Annotated in this window: 17 protein-coding genes and 1 pseudogene; 5 read left to right on the forward strand and 13 right to left on the reverse strand. The window is 69.2% G+C overall.

Translation table 11 applies throughout. From position 1 onward, the window contains the following. Window positions 1-825: 825 nt before the first annotated feature. The 4 genes from ACFWXC_RS23360 to ACFWXC_RS23375 all read right to left on the reverse strand — a co-directional run bounded on the left by ACFWXC_RS23360 (window position 826) and on the right by ACFWXC_RS23375 (window position 4,954). Window positions 826-996, reverse strand: a complete 171-nt coding sequence (locus ACFWXC_RS23360) for a hypothetical protein (protein WP_384481553.1) — start codon at window positions 994-996, stop codon at window positions 826-828. Window positions 997-1,038: 42 nt separating this feature from the next. Then, window positions 1,039-1,587, reverse strand: a complete 549-nt coding sequence (locus ACFWXC_RS23365) for an ester cyclase (RefSeq protein ID WP_384481555.1) — start codon at window positions 1,585-1,587, stop codon at window positions 1,039-1,041. Between the two features lie 155 nt (window positions 1,588-1,742). Continuing rightward, a complete protein-coding gene (locus ACFWXC_RS23370) occupies window positions 1,743-2,246 on the reverse strand; it encodes a YceI family protein (RefSeq protein WP_384481557.1) in 504 nt (167 codons plus the stop codon). A 35-nt stretch (window positions 2,247-2,281) separates the two neighbouring features. Next, window positions 2,282-4,954 carry an ATP-binding protein gene (locus ACFWXC_RS23375; RefSeq protein ID WP_384481559.1) on the reverse strand — a complete coding sequence of 891 codons (2,673 nt, stop codon included), beginning with the start codon at window positions 4,952-4,954 and terminating at the stop codon, window positions 2,282-2,284. 435 nt (window positions 4,955-5,389) lie between these two features. On the opposite strand from ACFWXC_RS23375, the gene ACFWXC_RS23380 reads away from it, so the two are divergent. Continuing rightward, window positions 5,390-5,953 carry a DUF317 domain-containing protein gene (locus tag ACFWXC_RS23380; RefSeq protein WP_384481561.1) on the forward strand — a complete coding sequence of 188 codons (564 nt, stop codon included), beginning with the start codon at window positions 5,390-5,392 and terminating at the stop codon, window positions 5,951-5,953. Window positions 5,954-5,968: 15 nt separating this feature from the next. After that, window positions 5,969-6,202: a DUF317 domain-containing protein gene (locus tag ACFWXC_RS23385; RefSeq protein ID WP_384481835.1), complete on the forward strand. Its 234-nt coding sequence runs from the start codon at window positions 5,969-5,971 to the stop codon at window positions 6,200-6,202. A 154-nt stretch (window positions 6,203-6,356) separates the two neighbouring features. On the opposite strand, the gene ACFWXC_RS23390 is transcribed toward ACFWXC_RS23385, so the two are convergent. The 3 genes from ACFWXC_RS23390 to ACFWXC_RS23400 all read right to left on the reverse strand — a co-directional run bounded on the left by ACFWXC_RS23390 (window position 6,357) and on the right by ACFWXC_RS23400 (window position 8,526). Then, window positions 6,357-6,959, reverse strand: a complete 603-nt coding sequence (locus ACFWXC_RS23390; protein WP_384481563.1) for a DUF6308 family protein — start codon at window positions 6,957-6,959, stop codon at window positions 6,357-6,359. Between the two features lie 346 nt (window positions 6,960-7,305). Further along, window positions 7,306-8,310: a transposase gene (locus ACFWXC_RS23395; protein WP_384481837.1), complete on the reverse strand. Its 1,005-nt coding sequence runs from the start codon at window positions 8,308-8,310 to the stop codon at window positions 7,306-7,308. Between the two features lie 42 nt (window positions 8,311-8,352). Next, window positions 8,353-8,526 carry a hypothetical protein gene (locus ACFWXC_RS23400; RefSeq protein ID WP_384481565.1) on the reverse strand — a complete coding sequence of 58 codons (174 nt, stop codon included), beginning with the start codon at window positions 8,524-8,526 and terminating at the stop codon, window positions 8,353-8,355. Between the two features lie 291 nt (window positions 8,527-8,817). Here ACFWXC_RS23400 and ACFWXC_RS23405 point away from each other — a divergent pair, with 291 nt between their 5' ends. Further along, window positions 8,818-9,726 (forward strand): aminoglycoside phosphotransferase family protein, encoded by a 909-nt coding sequence (locus ACFWXC_RS23405; RefSeq protein WP_384481567.1) that lies wholly within the window; start codon window positions 8,818-8,820, stop codon window positions 9,724-9,726. 198 nt (window positions 9,727-9,924) lie between these two features. Then, window positions 9,925-10,266 (forward strand): annotated as a pseudogene (locus tag ACFWXC_RS23410) (hypothetical protein); the annotation flags it as partial. A 29-nt stretch (window positions 10,267-10,295) separates the two neighbouring features. On the opposite strand, the gene ACFWXC_RS23415 reads toward ACFWXC_RS23410, so the two are convergent. Further along, window positions 10,296-10,925 (reverse strand): TetR/AcrR family transcriptional regulator, encoded by a 630-nt coding sequence (locus ACFWXC_RS23415; protein WP_384481569.1) that lies wholly within the window; start codon window positions 10,923-10,925, stop codon window positions 10,296-10,298. Window positions 10,926-10,995: 70 nt separating this feature from the next. On the opposite strand from ACFWXC_RS23415, the gene ACFWXC_RS23420 reads away from it, so the two are divergent. After that, window positions 10,996-11,865 carry a ketopantoate reductase family protein gene (locus ACFWXC_RS23420; RefSeq protein WP_384481571.1) on the forward strand — a complete coding sequence of 290 codons (870 nt, stop codon included), beginning with the start codon at window positions 10,996-10,998 and terminating at the stop codon, window positions 11,863-11,865. Between the two features lie 405 nt (window positions 11,866-12,270). Here the strand turns inward: ACFWXC_RS23420 and ACFWXC_RS23425 are convergent, their stop codons facing one another. The 5 genes from ACFWXC_RS23425 to ACFWXC_RS23445 all read right to left on the reverse strand — a co-directional run bounded on the left by ACFWXC_RS23425 (window position 12,271) and on the right by ACFWXC_RS23445 (window position 15,616). Next, a complete protein-coding gene (locus ACFWXC_RS23425) occupies window positions 12,271-12,774 on the reverse strand; it encodes an SRPBCC domain-containing protein (protein ID WP_384481573.1) in 504 nt (167 codons plus the stop codon). Beyond that, complete coding sequence (locus tag ACFWXC_RS23430) at window positions 12,771-13,127, reverse strand: ArsR/SmtB family transcription factor (RefSeq protein WP_384481575.1); 357 nt, start codon at window positions 13,125-13,127, stop codon at window positions 12,771-12,773. Before ACFWXC_RS23430 ends, ACFWXC_RS23425 begins: the two co-directional genes overlap by 4 nt. 5 nt (window positions 13,128-13,132) lie before the next feature. Continuing rightward, window positions 13,133-13,507, reverse strand: coding sequence for a VOC family protein (locus ACFWXC_RS23435; RefSeq protein ID WP_384481577.1), 375 nt, complete (start codon window positions 13,505-13,507; stop codon window positions 13,133-13,135). Window positions 13,508-13,859: 352 nt separating this feature from the next. Beyond that, the gene (locus ACFWXC_RS23440; RefSeq protein WP_384481579.1) at window positions 13,860-14,708 is read right to left on the reverse strand and encodes a MaoC/PaaZ C-terminal domain-containing protein; all 849 of its coding nucleotides are present in this window, start codon (window positions 14,706-14,708) and stop codon (window positions 13,860-13,862) included. Continuing rightward, window positions 14,705-15,616, reverse strand: a complete 912-nt coding sequence (locus ACFWXC_RS23445) for an SDR family oxidoreductase (protein ID WP_384481581.1) — start codon at window positions 15,614-15,616, stop codon at window positions 14,705-14,707. The genes ACFWXC_RS23440 and ACFWXC_RS23445 overlap by 4 nt, the downstream gene beginning before the upstream one ends. Between the last annotated feature and the right edge of the window lie 4 nt (window positions 15,617-15,620).

Raw genomic sequence — 15,620 nt, forward strand, 5'->3', positions numbered from 1 at the left:
CCGCTCATTTTCAGTTTGTACTAACTGACCAACAGGCCACCACACAGCTGCCTTGGCCCTCAACGGCTCACAAAACAGCAGGCGTTCCCGACCGGGAAACCCCGGCCGGGAACACCTGACGTATTTTCAGTAGCCGCCCCCACCCCAACCGTCGCCACCACCGCCGTGACCGCCGCCATGAGCCGAGTAGCCGACGTCGTGACTCTGCTCAGCCGCCGACGCCGCGCCGACCCCAATACCGGTGCAGACCAGGACGAATACAGCAGAGGCGACAGCAGCCAGGCGACCAATGCGGGAAATATGTGCGCTCATAACGTCTTCCTCTCAGAACTGAGTAACCAGCGGATACGGAGGCGACGTACCTTTGTCGACTACGCGTTCAGCCACGCGTCCATTACTTTCGCGAGGGTGGGTGTTCACGTAGCCGATGCCACAGAATCGTGGGTACATCCTCCGTGCTGTCCACCACGCTACGAACGGACGCGAGGCAATCCATCGGACGCAGAGCACGAGAAAGTCAAAACCGTTCGTATCCGGGACCCAGTACTTCTCCGGCAGGTGAACCCACTGGATTCCGGTCTGGAACTTGAACGCGATCGCGTCGATCATCTCCCGGTGATCACGCCACCGGACTTCGGAGTCCGATCCGCGAGCAATGGCTCGATTCGCGTCCACTGCACATCAGTTAACGGCACGTCCGAACCAACGACCGACTGATCCAAACGAAACTGCCAAGATGGAACCCAAGCCCACCGAGGCGGGACCTTCGGTCGTCGTACGTCACACTCCGCTAGGCCGCGGGCGGATCGGTGCACAGCGCGTGCATCAGCCCTTTTGGGGCCTCATCATTCGCTCTCCCATCCGGGCCATCACCGAGCGCGGCAGGACACGAGGCACCTCGCTGGTGATCTTCCAGGTGATGCCGACGACGACGTATGGCCGGTTCCGCTCGATGGCGCGCAGCGCGGCCCGCGCCACGCCCACCGGCCAACCCACGCGGCGGTCGTCAGGATCTCTGGCGGGCTGGCGGTGGGGGTGTCAGGCGATCCAGGGTGCCTTGTAGGCGCCGGTGTCGTTGAGGAACGCGACGTAGTCCTCGCCGGCCCATTCCTCGCTGATCTTGCCGTTGTGCAGGTGGTACAGGTCGATCGCGTCCCACTGCACGTGCCGTCCGCTGGCGGGGACGCCCAGCAGTGGGCCTGTCTGGGTGCCGGAAACGACCAGGCGGACGACGACCTTGTCGCCCTGAGCGAAGATGTCCTTGACCTCGGTGTGCAGGTCCGGGATCGATGTGACCACGCTGGTCATCAGGCCGGCGACGTTGTCGCGGCCGGTGACGGTGCCGACCGTGCCGGAGTGCCAAGTCATGCCCGGGGTCAGGTAGCGCACGGCCCGATCGCCGTGGTGACCGTTGAGGACATCCTGCATGAACGCCAGAACGACCCGCTTGTTCGCCGCCACATTGGCGGGCCTGCCGTGCGACGGGTGGTTCTCCTGCGCGTTCGCGGCGCCGTTGGCCATCGTCACGCCACCCGCGGTAGCGAGGGCCAGCGTCGTGACAAGAGCGGCGCGCTGCCACTGCTTCATGATTTTCTCCTTCATGTTCGGTCCCCGAGGCCACAGGCCTCGATCGCTGCTGTGCGTACGTATTCGATACGGCGTGTGCTGCCGCGGACTGCGTCGATCCCTGTCGGTCGGGCCAGGTACTTCCCCGAGGGGTGCCTGGCCGGCCTGCGGCTGCCTCAGGAGGCGCTGACCACCACTTCGAGGGTGAATCGGACCTTCCGGGCGACCATTCCGCGACCGGCTTTGACTCCGGCGGTGATCCGGTCGATTTCGGTCGTTGCCAACGCGTGGTAGCCGTTCTCAGTGGGCGCCCAGCTGGTGATATTCAGGGTGACCGGCGAGTCGGTGCCGCGTACGCTCAACACACCGGTGATACGGCGGTCGTTGATCCCGGTGCTGCGGAACGCGATCTGCGGGTAGCGTGCGGCGTTCAAAAATCGCTTGGTGACATCGCGGTCCCGTTGCCGGCTGCCGCTGTTGAACGAGGCCGCCGCGAGCGTCGCCGAGGCCGTGTAACGGGCCGGGTCGGTGGTGAGGGTGACGGTGCCGCCGCTGATTGCGACGGTCGCATTGACCGGCATGAGGCCGAAGGCGTGGGTGACGACCAGGCTGCAGGTCGACCTCGACGAGTCGATGGTGTAGGTACCGGGGCGGATCTCGGTGCTCAGTTCGGTGTTCATGCCCCCAAGATTCGGCCGTCCGGGGCGCCGGCGCCTCAGTACCGGTACTGAGGATCAGCACGTAGCTCGGCGCGGCTCGCCAGCCCGAGCTTGCCGAGCAGGTTACGCACGTGCGTCTCGACGGTGCGCTCGGACAGCACCAGCCGCTCGGCGATCACCCGGTTGGCCAACCCGTCGGCGACCAGCCCGGCGATCTCCCGCTCCCGCGCGGTCAGCGGGTCGCGGCCCAGCGCCGTCGCCTCCGCGGCGACCGTCGGCATACCGAGCCGCCGGGCGGTGGCAAGTGCCTGTTCGGCAAGTCGCCGGGCCGCGCGGTGGTCCCGCTTGCCGACCACCCTTGCGTACGCGACCCGTGCCTGAGCCAGGAAGGGCGGTGAGCCGAGGCGCTCCTCCAGCCGGACCGCGGCGGCCAGATGCTCCTCGGCCGCATGCATCTCGCCCAGCCCGGCCGCGAACTCGCCGAGGATCCGGTCGATAGCGCCGTGACAGACCGTGGCCGAGTTCGCGAACCGCCCGGAGTAGCCGGCCGTGCGCCGGTAACAGTCCCGGACCGTGTCGAGGTCGCCCAGCCAGAGCGCGATCTCGCCGGTGACGAGCTGGATATAGCCGCGCCGGGAGTCTGCCGGCAGGCTGGGCAGGACCACCCTCAACCGAGCCAGGCAGGACTCGCCGACCGAACGGTCGCCGGACTCCCTGGCCAGCCGACCGATCTGGACCATGGCGATCGGGCTCCCCGCGGACCGCGCCTGCATCCCAGCCAGGTCAGCCGGCCGGTGCGCGGCGTCCCCGGTGTGCCAGGCCAACGCGCCGGCGAAGACCAGCCAGAGGAACGGCGCCGACGCGTCCTGCGAGCGGGCAGCGAGGTCACGGGCTTCGGCGGCAGCGCCGGCCGCGTCGGCGAAACGGCCGTCGAGCAGGGCAGCGGTCGCATCGGCCCGCAGCCGGTGCCAGTGCGCGACCGGTCGGCCGAGCCGTTCGGCCAGGTCGGCGAGCTGGGCCCGGCCGACCTCGAACGCGGTCCGGTCGCCGGTGACCAGGGCACAGTCGATCTGCCAGTTGCGGCCCCACAACTCTGCGTCCGGCCGACGGCTGGCCTGCGACAGATCGCAGATACGGCCGGCCAGCCGTTCGGTCTCGGCCACGTCGACGATCGGGTCGAGCACGGCGTGCCGGGCGTTGATCGCGGCGACCAGCGCGGCGGGGTCACCGGACGCCTCGGCCAGCACCATCGCCTCCCGGCTGACCGGGCCCGCTCGCTCCGCTGACGAGTTCTCAGTCAGCAGGTACGCGTACTGGGCCAGCACCTGTGCCCGGGCGGCGGGCCCGGGGTCGAGGTCGAGCGCGTCCTCGCAGAGCCGCTGCAGCGGCCGCGCGATCGGCCCGCCCAGGCCGCGGATCACGTAGGCACCGCGCGGATCCCCGGCATCGACCGCGGCCCGGCCGTCCGCGAGCGCCACATCCAGCCGCCCGTCCCGGTAGGCCGCCTCGGCCCGGCCGAGCAGCAGCTCAACGTCTCCCGGCGCGAGTTCGAGCGCCCGCCCGTACCAGTGCACGGCCTCCTCGTGATCGAGTCCCCGCCCGGCCGCCTCGGCCGCCGCGACGCAGGCCCCGACCGCGACCCGCCGCGACGCGTCGTCGGCAGCCGCCCGTATCCGGTGCCGAGCGATTTCAGCCGCCCCCGCCCCACCCGCAACCACCCCCGCGGCGACGATCTCCCCGCGCGATCCGGTCCCAGGAGCCGCTGCCCCGCTGAGTACGTCGGCGATCCGGGCATGCGCACCGATCCGCTCGTCCCGGGGCAGGTCCTGGTAGAGAGCCTGCCGGACCAGGTCGTGGGCGAAGCGCAGGGCCTGCGGAGTCCACGGGTCGTCGATGAGAATGCCCGCCTCCACCGCGTCTGCCAAGGCCGACGGAGGCAGCGGACCGGTCGCCCGGGCCAGCACGGTCACGTCGATCTCCGACCCCAGCGCCGACGCCACCGCGAGCAGCTGCCGGGTCACCGCAGACAGGCCTGCGGTCCGCCGGCCAACCAGCCGCCGCAGGCCGTCGGGGAGATCGATGTCGCCGGCCGGGTACGCCAGGCGGTCCTGGGCAGCCAGCAGGCGGACCAACTCGCGGGTGTAGAGCGGGCTTCCGCCCCCCAGCCGGTGGACGACCTCGGACCAGGTGCCGTGGACCGGGCCACCCGCGTACACCCGCAGATAGGCGCCGACAGCGCCGACGTCCCAGGCACCCAGGGTGAGCACCTCAGCCTCGGGAAGGTCCGGGCCGGGCGGCCGGCTGGTCGCCAACACGAAGATGCCACTGCCCGCGATCTCCCGGCACAGCGCGCCGAGCAGCGCCAACGAAGCCTGGTCGGCCCAATGCAGATCCTCCAGCACCAGCATCAACGGCCCGGCGGCAGCCGCATTCCGGAGCGCGCCGACCGTCGCGTGGATCGCCCGGAACCGCGCCACCGTCGCCGACTCGCCCTCATCCACCAGGCTCAGCAGAGCGGGGGACAGACCGCCGACCGCGGACTCGAGCAAGCGCAGCCACGGCCAGAACGCGGGCGCGCCCTCATCAGGGTCCGCCCGGCCGAACAGGACCCGGCAGTCGCCGGCCCGGGACACCGCCTCCTCAACCAGCGCGGTCTTGCCGATGCCCGCCTCGCCGACCAGCAGCACCGCTGCCCCGCCCGCCGCCCGCAGCCGATCGAGAGTGACCACTTCGGACACCCGCCCGATCAAACCCAATCGCACACTGGCCTCCATGCCCCAGAGCCTGCCACATCGTCAAGAACGCCCTGGCCTCGATCGTTCATGAGTCTCCGGCAGCTTGCTGACGGGGACTCTGAGTTGGTGTGGTGCGGTCTTTTCGGGGCCGGCGCAGGCTGGGAGCCCGGCTTTCGGGTCGGGTGAGCGCCGGGTTCCACTTCACCGGTGCGGTAATGCAGGTTGCCGGGACGGTGAGGTGGCTGTTCAGCCGGGGTTCGGCAAGGGTGTGGAGCCTTTCGATCGCGTGGCTGTCTGCGAGGGGGCCGTACGGCAGGTGACCGGTCCACCGGTACTGACAATCCGAGCACCGGCTCGTGGCCGTCCTGGTCCCAGGAGGGCTCTACCGCATGGTCCAAGTGCACACGGAGCCCGCCGCGGGGGAACCGGATGTCCACCACCGAGCCGATCGGCACCCCGTCCGGCTGGACGAACTCGAAGCCGGCCTGCTGGTCCCGGCTTCGGAACCAGGCGACGGCCGCCGACTTCACATACAGGTGGTCGGCGCTGCTGACGCCGCGGGCGCGACGGCCGCACAGGTGCGGGTGCCCGTCGGGGCCCGGGCGGTGGGAGAAGTGGCGGACCTGGTCAGACGACACGACCCACGCCATCCACGAGTCCCGGACCCTGCGCATCGAGCGCGTCCACGAAACGCCCGCTCACGAAACAGCGTGGACCGTCGCCGCCTACGAAACACCCGTCTCCGACCGCATGTGGGTCATCACCGCGACCGGCGCCACCCCCGCCCCAGTGCTGGAGGAACTGCTGAACCACCTCGCCGACGCTGACAGTTGGGACACGGCCATCGGCACCCCGGTGGACGAGAATGTGGTCACCGCGGCCACCCAGCCCCTCTCCGATGCCGGATGGAAGCACCCCGTAGACGGTCGATGGATTCGCTGGACATCCCCCGCCGGGGACGCGGGCGTCCAGTTCGACGCCTTCACCGCCTAGCACCCGAGCCAGGACCTGGCCACCTGGACCGTCTGGGCCGGCCCCGGCCCTGACCGGCCCACCTGGACCGTCACCGCCTCCCGGCACACCCCGAGTTCACTGCTGGCCGATCTCTCCGAGACCCTCGCCCACGAAACCAGCATCCGCCGCCCACAGACCGCAACCTCCGAACGCAGGACGAGCCTCGTCACCCGCCCGCCGGCCACCCCCGCGGTCGCGGCCACCCCCGCCGCCAGCCGTACACGCTGATCATCAGCACGCAAGAGCGGGGCGATACAGCGCGGGATCGCCGGTTAGCCAAACCGGCGATCCCGCGCATCATTGGTAGTCCACCGCCACGCCCTACTCGCACGTCGAAAGGCACCACCCCACGACCACAGAGCAGCCAGAAGGCGGCGGACGATCACGCCGCCGCGTAGCCGGCCCGGAACAGATCCTGCTCCCGCTCCACGTCTCGCGGCGTACGCAGCTGCACCTCCAGATCACCCGTCCCGTGGTGACCAGGACCGGACACGTCCCGGGTCAAACCCGGAACGAGGTCAACGACCTGCGGGTCTACCTTCAGGTAGACAAGCAGCTTGCTCCGCTGCGGCGGGCACAGGCACGCGAAGTTCCGCAGCCGCTGATACGCCCGGTACTGCTTGCGCTCAACGCGGTTCACACCGTCCCCAAGCTCGAGCAGTGCCTCATCGACAGCGTTCGCCGGCTCCACCATCGACGCGCCCTGGACACCGGCCGCCACCCGTGCAACCGCCTGACGGCGTGCCCGGCGTGGTACCTGCATGCCGCCGCTCACGGACGCCACGGTTTCAAGGCCGAGCAGGTCGCTGCCGAAGAGTCGGTAGCGGACCAGGCCGATCGACCGCCGGTGCTCCCGCACGGCATGCACGTCGTAGATGGGGATGAGGTGGGGACGCTTACGAGCCAGCAATTTGCCCGCGACAACCGGGCCGCTGCCGTCGGGCTTGCCGGGGTGCTGCTTGCTGCCGGCCAGGCGTTCCCACAACTCCTAGGCGGGTCCGCCCTCCTCCATGAGCGCATCGCTTCCAGGATTCTCCAAGCGCGCGTCACGAGGGACAAGCGACAGCAGGCGCGCCCAGTGCCCGTCTGGGTCGAGGTCTCGGAGTAGGTGGAGTGCGAAGCCGGCGAGGCCGGGCAGTTGGCCGGCGTCGACGGCGTCGATCCAGGCGGGGAGCCTGCCGCCGAGGCGGCTGGTGAGTATCTCGCCGAAGTCGCGGACATGCCCGGCTGCCGTGTCCAGTTCGGGACAGCGGGCCAGGACGTCCTGACGTCCTGCAAATCGGCGCGGTCCTCTTCGTTCAGGGCCGCGGGGTGGCGGGTGAGCCGGCCGGTCACCTGCCGCACCTTCGGCGGTGGGGGTGGCGTGCCTGGCGGTGTGGTGCGCAGGTTGGCGATGTGGGGGGCGGACCATGGCGTAGGTGACGGGGGCGTGCTCGGCAAGCAGTTCGCTGTGCAGCTGGGTGACGCTGGTGCATCCCGCGGCGAACCGTCGCTCCCAGTAGGGCTTGTAGGGATCCAGCCTGCCGGGCCGGGGACGGTTCTCGCGAAAGGTGTCCTGCCGGCGTGCGGCGGTCGCCTACCGGAGCACGGTGTTGAGGCCCCAGCCCAGGTGTCGGGCGATCGCCCGGCGGGAGTGGCCTTGGGCGAGTAACTCGTGGACCAGGGCGTGTGCGGCCTCTTTGCGCTCGGCTCGCCGGCCGACAGGATCCCCGGCCGGGAAGCTCCGCGTCATCTTGCGGCGTGTCAACGTTTGACAGCTCGGGCGGCGTCGGAGCGCGCAGACACTCACGCTGGGCAGCGACACAGGCCTCCAGTGCACGGCCGAGGCCCTGCCACAGGCGGAACCGATCAGCAACCTGGTGAGCATCGGGGGCGCCGCGTCGGGCACCCTCGGCGTAGGCACCTGCCCGGTCCCGACAGATGATCTCCACGCCCGGGTGGCTGGTTAGCCACGCGGCCAGCGGCCCCGCTTCGCGTGTGGGGAGCACGTCGACCACGCGATGGGATTCTCCGCAGGTCAAGACGGTGGAGTACGTCTGCCCCCGGCGGATCGCGAAATCGTCCACGCCCAGCACGCGCGGCGTGCTGAACTGCGGATCGGGCAGCGTCATGACCCTGCGCACCAAGGTCATCCGCCCTGCGCCGAAGCCCAGTTGGGCGGTCAGCCGGGCGCCGGCCCGTCCGGCCAGTGCGAGCCCGACTCGCTCCAGGACGTGGTTGAGCCGAGTAGTGAACCGTGCGTACGGGGCGGTCAACTGGGTGAACGGCTCCGCGAACGTGCGGCGCCGGCAGTCATCCGCTCCACAGATGAAACGCCGGACCGTCAACAGGATCACGACGCTCTGTTCACCGAGCGGGAGATCCTTCAATCTGCGCTGCTAGCAGTCGTGCACCCGGCCCGAAGTTCGACCGCAGTCCGAACATGCTGCCTCGGCCGCCCGGCCTCTCGCCACCACATCGACGGTGCCGAGGGCAGCGGTCACCCCCTCGACGTCCACGTCGTCGATCCTGGCGAACACGAGGGAATCCCAGAACGATGCGTCGACCTTCATAACGGCACCGTCACCGATCACAGCCAAGAACGGCGTGGGAAAGCCCAAGACCTGATGGAGCGTCACACTCACCTGCGTGGCGGCGGGGCGTGCGCGGCCTCTCGCGCGAGTGTGCCGTCGCCTGCCACCTGCTTTGATGTCGCTAAAGCTCCATGCCCCCTGAGCCGCTGTCTAACTGATTCCGCCCGGTGGCCTGCTCGGCTTCCCGGTCGGCGCGTCCTTGTCTCAGCGAACATGCCTCATTCAGAAAGTCACTGGCTTCCCGTTCCCTCGTGCGGTCAGATTTTCGACGTGACACTTCACGAGAATGAGATCCCAGTCGACGAGACGCTAGTCCGGTCGCTGCTGAAGGCACAGCGCCCAGAGTGGGCCGAGCTGCCGTTGTCGCCCGCAGGTGCGGGCACGGACAACACCATGTACCGGCTGGGCGATGACCTGCTTGTACGAATTCCACGAACCGCCGACAAGGGACAGTCCGTGCGAAAGGAGCAGGAATGGCTTCCTCGCCTGGCGCCCTTCCTTGCATGTCCGATTCCCGATCCCGTCCACGCCGGGACGCCCACCGACGTCTTCCCTCTAGTCTGGTCGGTCTACCGCTGGATTGACGGTGACGAGGCCGGCCCTGCCAGCGTCCAGGACTGGGCCGCCTTCGGAGCCGACCTGGCGGCGGTCGTGAGGGAACTCCACGGCATTGACCTCATGGGAGCGACTCGCGCAGATGACCTCAGTTGGTACCGCGGAGGCAGCTTGAGGCCATGTGACCAGTGGATCGCCAGGTGTCTCGACGATTGCCGGACCACTGTGGGTTCCGAGCTCGACGTTGACTCTCTGGAACAGATGTGGCGAGCCGCGCTCGCACTGCCCGAGCCCTCCGAACCCCACGTGTGGCTCCACGGCGACCTCAAGCCGACCAACCTCTTGGTCCGGGAAGGCAAGCTCCACGCAGTCATCGACTTCGGAGGACTCTCGGTCGGCTTTCCCGACGCCGAGCACTCCACACTCTGGGACCTGCCGCCACAAGCACGACAGGCCTACTGGGACACCTTGAACCTCGACGATGTGACCTGGGCTCGCGCCCGCGCCTGGGCGATCGCGGTGGGCGTCAGCGGCATCTCCTATTACTGGCACACCTTCCCCGCGTTCGTCGCCGAGTGCCGAGCACGACTTCGGGCAATCCTCATTGACGCCGCTACGCGTTGAGTGGCCCTCCCCAAGTCACCTCGAAATGACTCCCGCGAAGGGCTCTGGTCCACTTCGCGTGGTCGCGTACGCAACGTGACCGTCAAGGAGCTGGTAGTCGCTTCGGCACATGCCGGTCGCGGAAACCTTCAGGAGAATCTCGTCAAGCCCGGGCTCGGGCACCGGAACCTCTTCGGCCGAAGGGGTTCCAGCACGTTGCTGGAATCCTGCCGCTACCTGCGCTCGCTGCACCCGGCGGACGTACGCATCGCGATCGTCTGCGACAACTACTCGCCGCACGTGACGACCAAGCGCTGCCAGCGGGTCGGCGCGTGGGCGGCTGCCCATATCGCCGAGATCGTCTGCACCCCGACCAACAGCTCCTGGCTGAACAGGATCGAGGCCCAGTTCACCGCCCTTCGCTACTTCGCCCTCGACGGCACCGACCACCCGACCCACAAGGCCCAGGGCAGTACGATCCGCCGCTACATCATCTGGCGGAACAAGAACGCCGCCGACAAGCGCCTCACTGCCCTCGTCCACAGGGCGAACACCGCCTGACCCGCGCCGCCGGCGTCTGTCCTGGGTCGTCAGGGCCGGATCGGCGGCGCACTCATCGCTGCCGTCAGGAACGTGATCGCCCATCGCCGGGCCGCCTCGCCCACGACCGGGGACACGCAGCCAGGAGAGGGCTGCTGGTGGACCTGGAGGCGGTCGACGGCCGTCACGGCAAAGATCCCCCGCATCCGGAACCACAGCTCCTCCGGGGAAAGTCCGGGCAGTACGCGCGCGAAGGCTGCGAAGTATCGCTCACGGACCGAGTCCTCGGCCGGCCCGGTCCAGCTGCGTGCCTCCTCGGCCGGGTCGCTGAGGATCGTCACCATCAGCCGGGACGTCCGGGCGCCGCCCTCGTCGCCGGCCGGCATCTCGTCGAACAGCGGCCCCGCGAATGCCTCCACCAGTTCGCCGACCGATGGGTCGGGGGTCCGGGCGAGCAATGTGTCGAGCCCGGTGCACTGGGCAGCGGTGATGGGCTCGACCACGCGGCGGACGACCGCGGCCATCAGCTCCGCCTTCGAGCCGAAGTGGTAGCCGACGGCGGCCAGGTTCGCTCCGGCGAGTTTGGTGATCGCGCGGACCGAGGTGCCGCGGTATCCGTGCTCGGCGAAGAGGTGCTCGGCCGCGTCGAGGATCTGGGTGCGGGTGTCTGGGGTCGCCACACGAGGGACTATACATATGCTTGAATGAAACGAACGTATGAATCAAACAGACGTATGAAAGAGGACTGTCATGAAGCTGCTCGTGTACGGCGCCGGGGTCTGTGGCAGCCTGTTCGCCGCCCGCATGCACGAGGCCGGCCACGACGTCTCGCTCCTCGCCCGCGGCGAGCGCCTGACCGCCCTGCGCCGGCAGGGAGTGCAGCTCGCCGAGGAAAACGGCCCTGTCAGGCGGGTACCGGTACCGGTGACAGAGCACCCGGACGGCGGGTACGACCTGATCACCGTCTTCGTCCGCACCCACCAGGTGGAGGCAGTGCTGGAATCACTCGCCGCTGTCCAAGGTGACGTGCTGTTCCTGCTCAACTGGGCAGCCGGCCCGGAGACGCTGGGTGCGGTGATCGGCGACGAGCGGGTGCTGCTCGGATTCCCCACGACCGGCGGCACGATGGACGGCGACGTGGTCCGCTACCGCAAGACCAATTTCATCACCCGCCGGGTCGCGATGCCGATCGGCGAGCCCGACGGCCGTACCACCCCGCGACTGGAACGGATCGTGGAGACATTCCGTACCGCCGGGATCAACGCCAAGGCCGAGCCGCAGATGGATGCCTGGCTCAGGACGCACGCCGCTTTCGAGGTCCCGCTCGGTCAGGCGGTACACGCGGCGGGCGGCCCGGTAGCGCTGGCCGACCACCCGGACGCGGTCCGCGGCATGCTCCACCTCATACGGCAGAACCTCGCCGCGATGGAGACGCCGCCGGTACCTCGCGCGTTCGCCGCGTTGCGGGCTCTGCCGCAAGGGCTCCTCGTGGCCGTGCTCCGGCGCTTCCTGAAGAGCCCGACGGCCGTGCACAGCGGACTCAACGACCCCTCGGCTGCCACGGCGGCCGAACTCGAGCGGCTGGCCGAACAGCTCCGCGCCCCTGCGGGAACCCGCTGAGCGACCCAGGACGGCGAAAACCTCACCACGCACACCACCGCCAGTCCCACAGTCCTCGAACCCAGCTCCGCCGGCTCCACGACCGGCAACCGCTGACCTCATGACCGTTTCGGTAGCAATGGAGCGGGCAGCCTTCGGAGTTGGCCTGGCTTGCTCCCCCCCTTGGGGCCACGCCCTTCAAAGAGCGCGGCACTGAAGGGCGAACGTTGGTTGATGCGGCACTAGAAGGCGTTTTCGTGAGCACTGGCGCCTGCAGCGATGGCATTTCCCGCGCGTCATGAGCACTGCTCGCGCGCGTGGATCACGAGCAGAAGGCGTCAGTGACGATCCACGATGACAAAGGAAGTCCCGCGCTGACAGACGATCTTGGCCTACAGCTCCACACGTACGTCTTCGGTGCCTCCGTCAGCACGTTCCCAGTACGTTCTCCAGTGCGCTGATGACGTAGGAACGCCAGCCTCCGCCCATGATCCGGTGCGCCATCCGCTGGGCCGGGTCGTCCGGGTCGAAGCCTGCGTGCACAAGGAAGAGACGTGTGCCGCGGCCCTCTGGCTCCAGGGTCCAGGTGATGGTCCAGTCGGCGGCGTTCCCCTGACTCTCGACGGCGTCCTGCCAACGGACGCTCAGCATCCGCTCCTCGTCAAAGGCGAGGACCTCGGCCCGGATGGTGCCGGAGAAGTTGGTGTTGGGACGGGGGACCGCGGTCATCGTGTAGCGGTGGCCGACCTCCAGGCGGAAGGTGTCATCAGCCGCTCCGCGGCGGGCGCCGGGCATCATCCACTGGGCGATCAGCTCGGGCTCGGTCAGGGCCCGCCAGACCTTGGCGGGCGGGTGGGCCAGAAAGTGATCGACCCTGATCGTGGTGAGGTCGTCCTCATCCGGTCCGTCGGGCGCCTGGGGCATCGTCATGCCTCATCGTCCGGCATGCGGTCGAGCAGATCGCCAAGGCCCTTCAGCTTCTCGCGCCAGAACCGCTCGTACGGATGGAGCCAGTCCTGCACCTCCGCGAGCGGGGCCGCCTCCAGGCGGTAGATGCGCTGTCTGCCCTGGCGCTCCTCGGAGACGAGGCCGGCCTCCCGGAGCACCTTCAGATGCTCCGAGAGACTGGGGCGGCGCATGGCGAAGTGGTCCGCGAGCGCCTGGACCGACTGAGGGCCCTGGTCACGCAACAGGCGCAGCACCTCGCGCCGCGTCGCGTTCGCGAGGGCGGCGAAGAGTTGGTCCTGGTCTTGGCCCTCGTCCTGGGCGCTCCGGGTGACCACTTCGGTCAGAAGCCTTCCTTCTCGGTGAGCAGCATCAGGCCGTTACCGTCGGGGTCCTGAAAGCCGGCCATACGTCCCCAGGGCAGATCGGTCGGGCCGTCCACGGTGACTCCGGCTTGGGTGAGCCTGGCGCAGTCCGTGTCCACGTCTGTCGTAACGAACATGATCCCTCTTGCGGTTCCGGGCGTGAAATCGCCCATGCCGGGGCCGGAGAGCGTGAGCACGGTCTGGGCGCCCTTCGGGGCGACCTGGAGCCAGCGGCCGGGGGGCATCTGGAGGTCCGCGGTGACCTCGAAGCCGAGCACGTCCGTGTAGAAGCGGAGGGCCTTGTCCTGGTCGGAGACCGGGACCGTGATGAAGGAGGCGTGGGTGATGGTCATGCCACCACAATAGGTAGGAGATTTCCTACGCGTCAAGTGTAGGAAATCTCCTACCGGTGGAAGGTGCGGATCCACGATCGCCGACGCGGCAGACAGGGAGGCCACCGGTGCCACCCAGTCAGCCGACCGCGAGCGCCGTCCCGGCCGGGAGCGGGCAGAGTGGGCGCGCCTCGCCGAGCTCGAGATCCCCGCGTCCTGAGCCCCGTATCCCCGGCATGCTCCGAGCGGAGGCGTTCCGGTGCCGGGTGGTAGGCAGGGGACGGCCTGCCACCCGGCGTGATCCGTATACGAGGCTCACGGTCGGTGCGGGAACCTGGAGCCGGCCTCCACCACAACGACCCGACCGGCCAGGTCAGTTCTTCCTCGTGAGGACCCCCCTGTCGAGGACGACTGTGTCGCCCACCCTTGTCTGGAACATGAACACCCCACCGTGGTCCCAGATATGGACGTCGAGTGGCTGCCCGGGCAGGACCGGCGCGGAGAAGCGCGCGGACATGCTTCCGAACGACGCCGGCCGCGCGTCGCAGACCGCGTGCAGCAGCGCGCGTCCGGTGACACCGTAGGTGCACAGCCCGTGCAGGATCGGGCGGTCGAAGCCCGCTCTCGCGGCGAGCCATGGATCGGAGTGCAACGGGTTGCGGTCGCCGGAGAGCCTGTAGAGCAGCGCCTGGTCGGTGCGGGTCGGGCAGGTGACGACGTGGTCGGCCGGGCGGTTCGGTGGGGTCCAGGGCTCGCTGCTGCCCCGTTCGCCGCCGAAGCCTCCCTCGCCGCGGACGAACAGCGTGGTCCGGGTCTCGGCGAGCGGTTCGCCGGTGGCGGCGTCGACGCTGGACGACTCCAGCACGATCAGCGCGTCGGCGCCCTTGTCGTAGAACCCGGCCAGGCGGCCGCTCGTACGGGAGGTTCCCGAAGGGGGCAGTTCGCCGTGCAGGGTCACGGACTGTTCCGCGTGCAGGAGTTGGGCCAGGTCGAAGTCGCCCAGGCGGGGTTGGCCGGTGCCGTTGCCGCCGATCATCACGGCGAAGGTGGGCAGTACCTTCTGGTCGACGCCGTGCGAGTTCTCCGTGGTGAACTCCAGCTCGCCGAGCGGATCGGCCGTCCCGGCGCCGACTCCGAGTGCGTAGAGGATGGTGTCGGTGGAGGTCCAGCTCCGGTCGCCAGCGTCCCATTCGGTGCCGGCGGCCTTGAGGTTCAGCGTCATCGGCCGGCCTCCGCGGGCACCGTGCCGGTCATGTCCACGTTGGGGGCGGCCTTGGCCACCAACCCCGGTATGACCGAACCGAGTTCGGAGGCCTCCCAGCGTCCCTGTCGGGTCACCTCGGGTCCGAGTCGCCAGGACTCCGCGACGCCGATGCGGCCGCCGGCGATGTCGAAGATCCGTCCGGTCACTTCCTGACTCCCGACACTGGCGAGCCATGCGACCACGGGTGAGATGTGCTCCGGGCCGAGGTTCCTCGCGTACTCCTCCGGCATGAGTGCCTCCGTGAGGCGGGTGTGCGCGGCCGGGGCGACGGCGTTCGCGGTCGCCCCACAACTCGCCAGTTCCTGCGCCGCGATGAGGGTGAAGCTCGCGACTCCCCCCTTGGCCGCGCCGTAGTTGGACTGGCCGAAGTTGCCGTAAATCCCGGATGCCGACGTCGTGTTGATCAACCGGGCGTGTGTCGGGCGCCCGGTTTCCTTGGCGCGGGCCCGCCAGTACGCCGCCGCGAAGCGGGTCGGGGCGACAGTGCCGCGCAGATGGACCCGGATCACGGCGTCCCACTCGTCCTCGGTCATCGAGGCGATGGTGCGGTCGCGCAGGATGCCGGCGTTGTTCACCAGCACGTCGAGCCCGCCGAACTCGGAGACGGCGTGGGCGATCAGCCGCTCGGCGCCGGCCCAGTCGGAGACGTCCTCACCGTTGACGACCGCCCTCCCGCCCGCCGCGAGGATCTCGTCGACGACCTGCCGCGCCGGGCTGGTGTCCGCACCGGTGCCGTCCGGGCCGCCGCCGAGGTCGTTGACGACGACGCTCGCGCCCTGCCGGGCCAGTTCCAGGGCGTGTTCACGGCCGATGCCACGGCCCGCGCCCGTGACGACGGCCACCCGGCCTTCACAGATTCCGCTCATGCAG

The sequence above is a fragment of the Streptomyces sp. NPDC058683 genome (assembly GCF_042716195.1).
Lineage (GTDB): Bacteria > Actinomycetota > Actinomycetes > Streptomycetales > Streptomycetaceae > Streptomyces.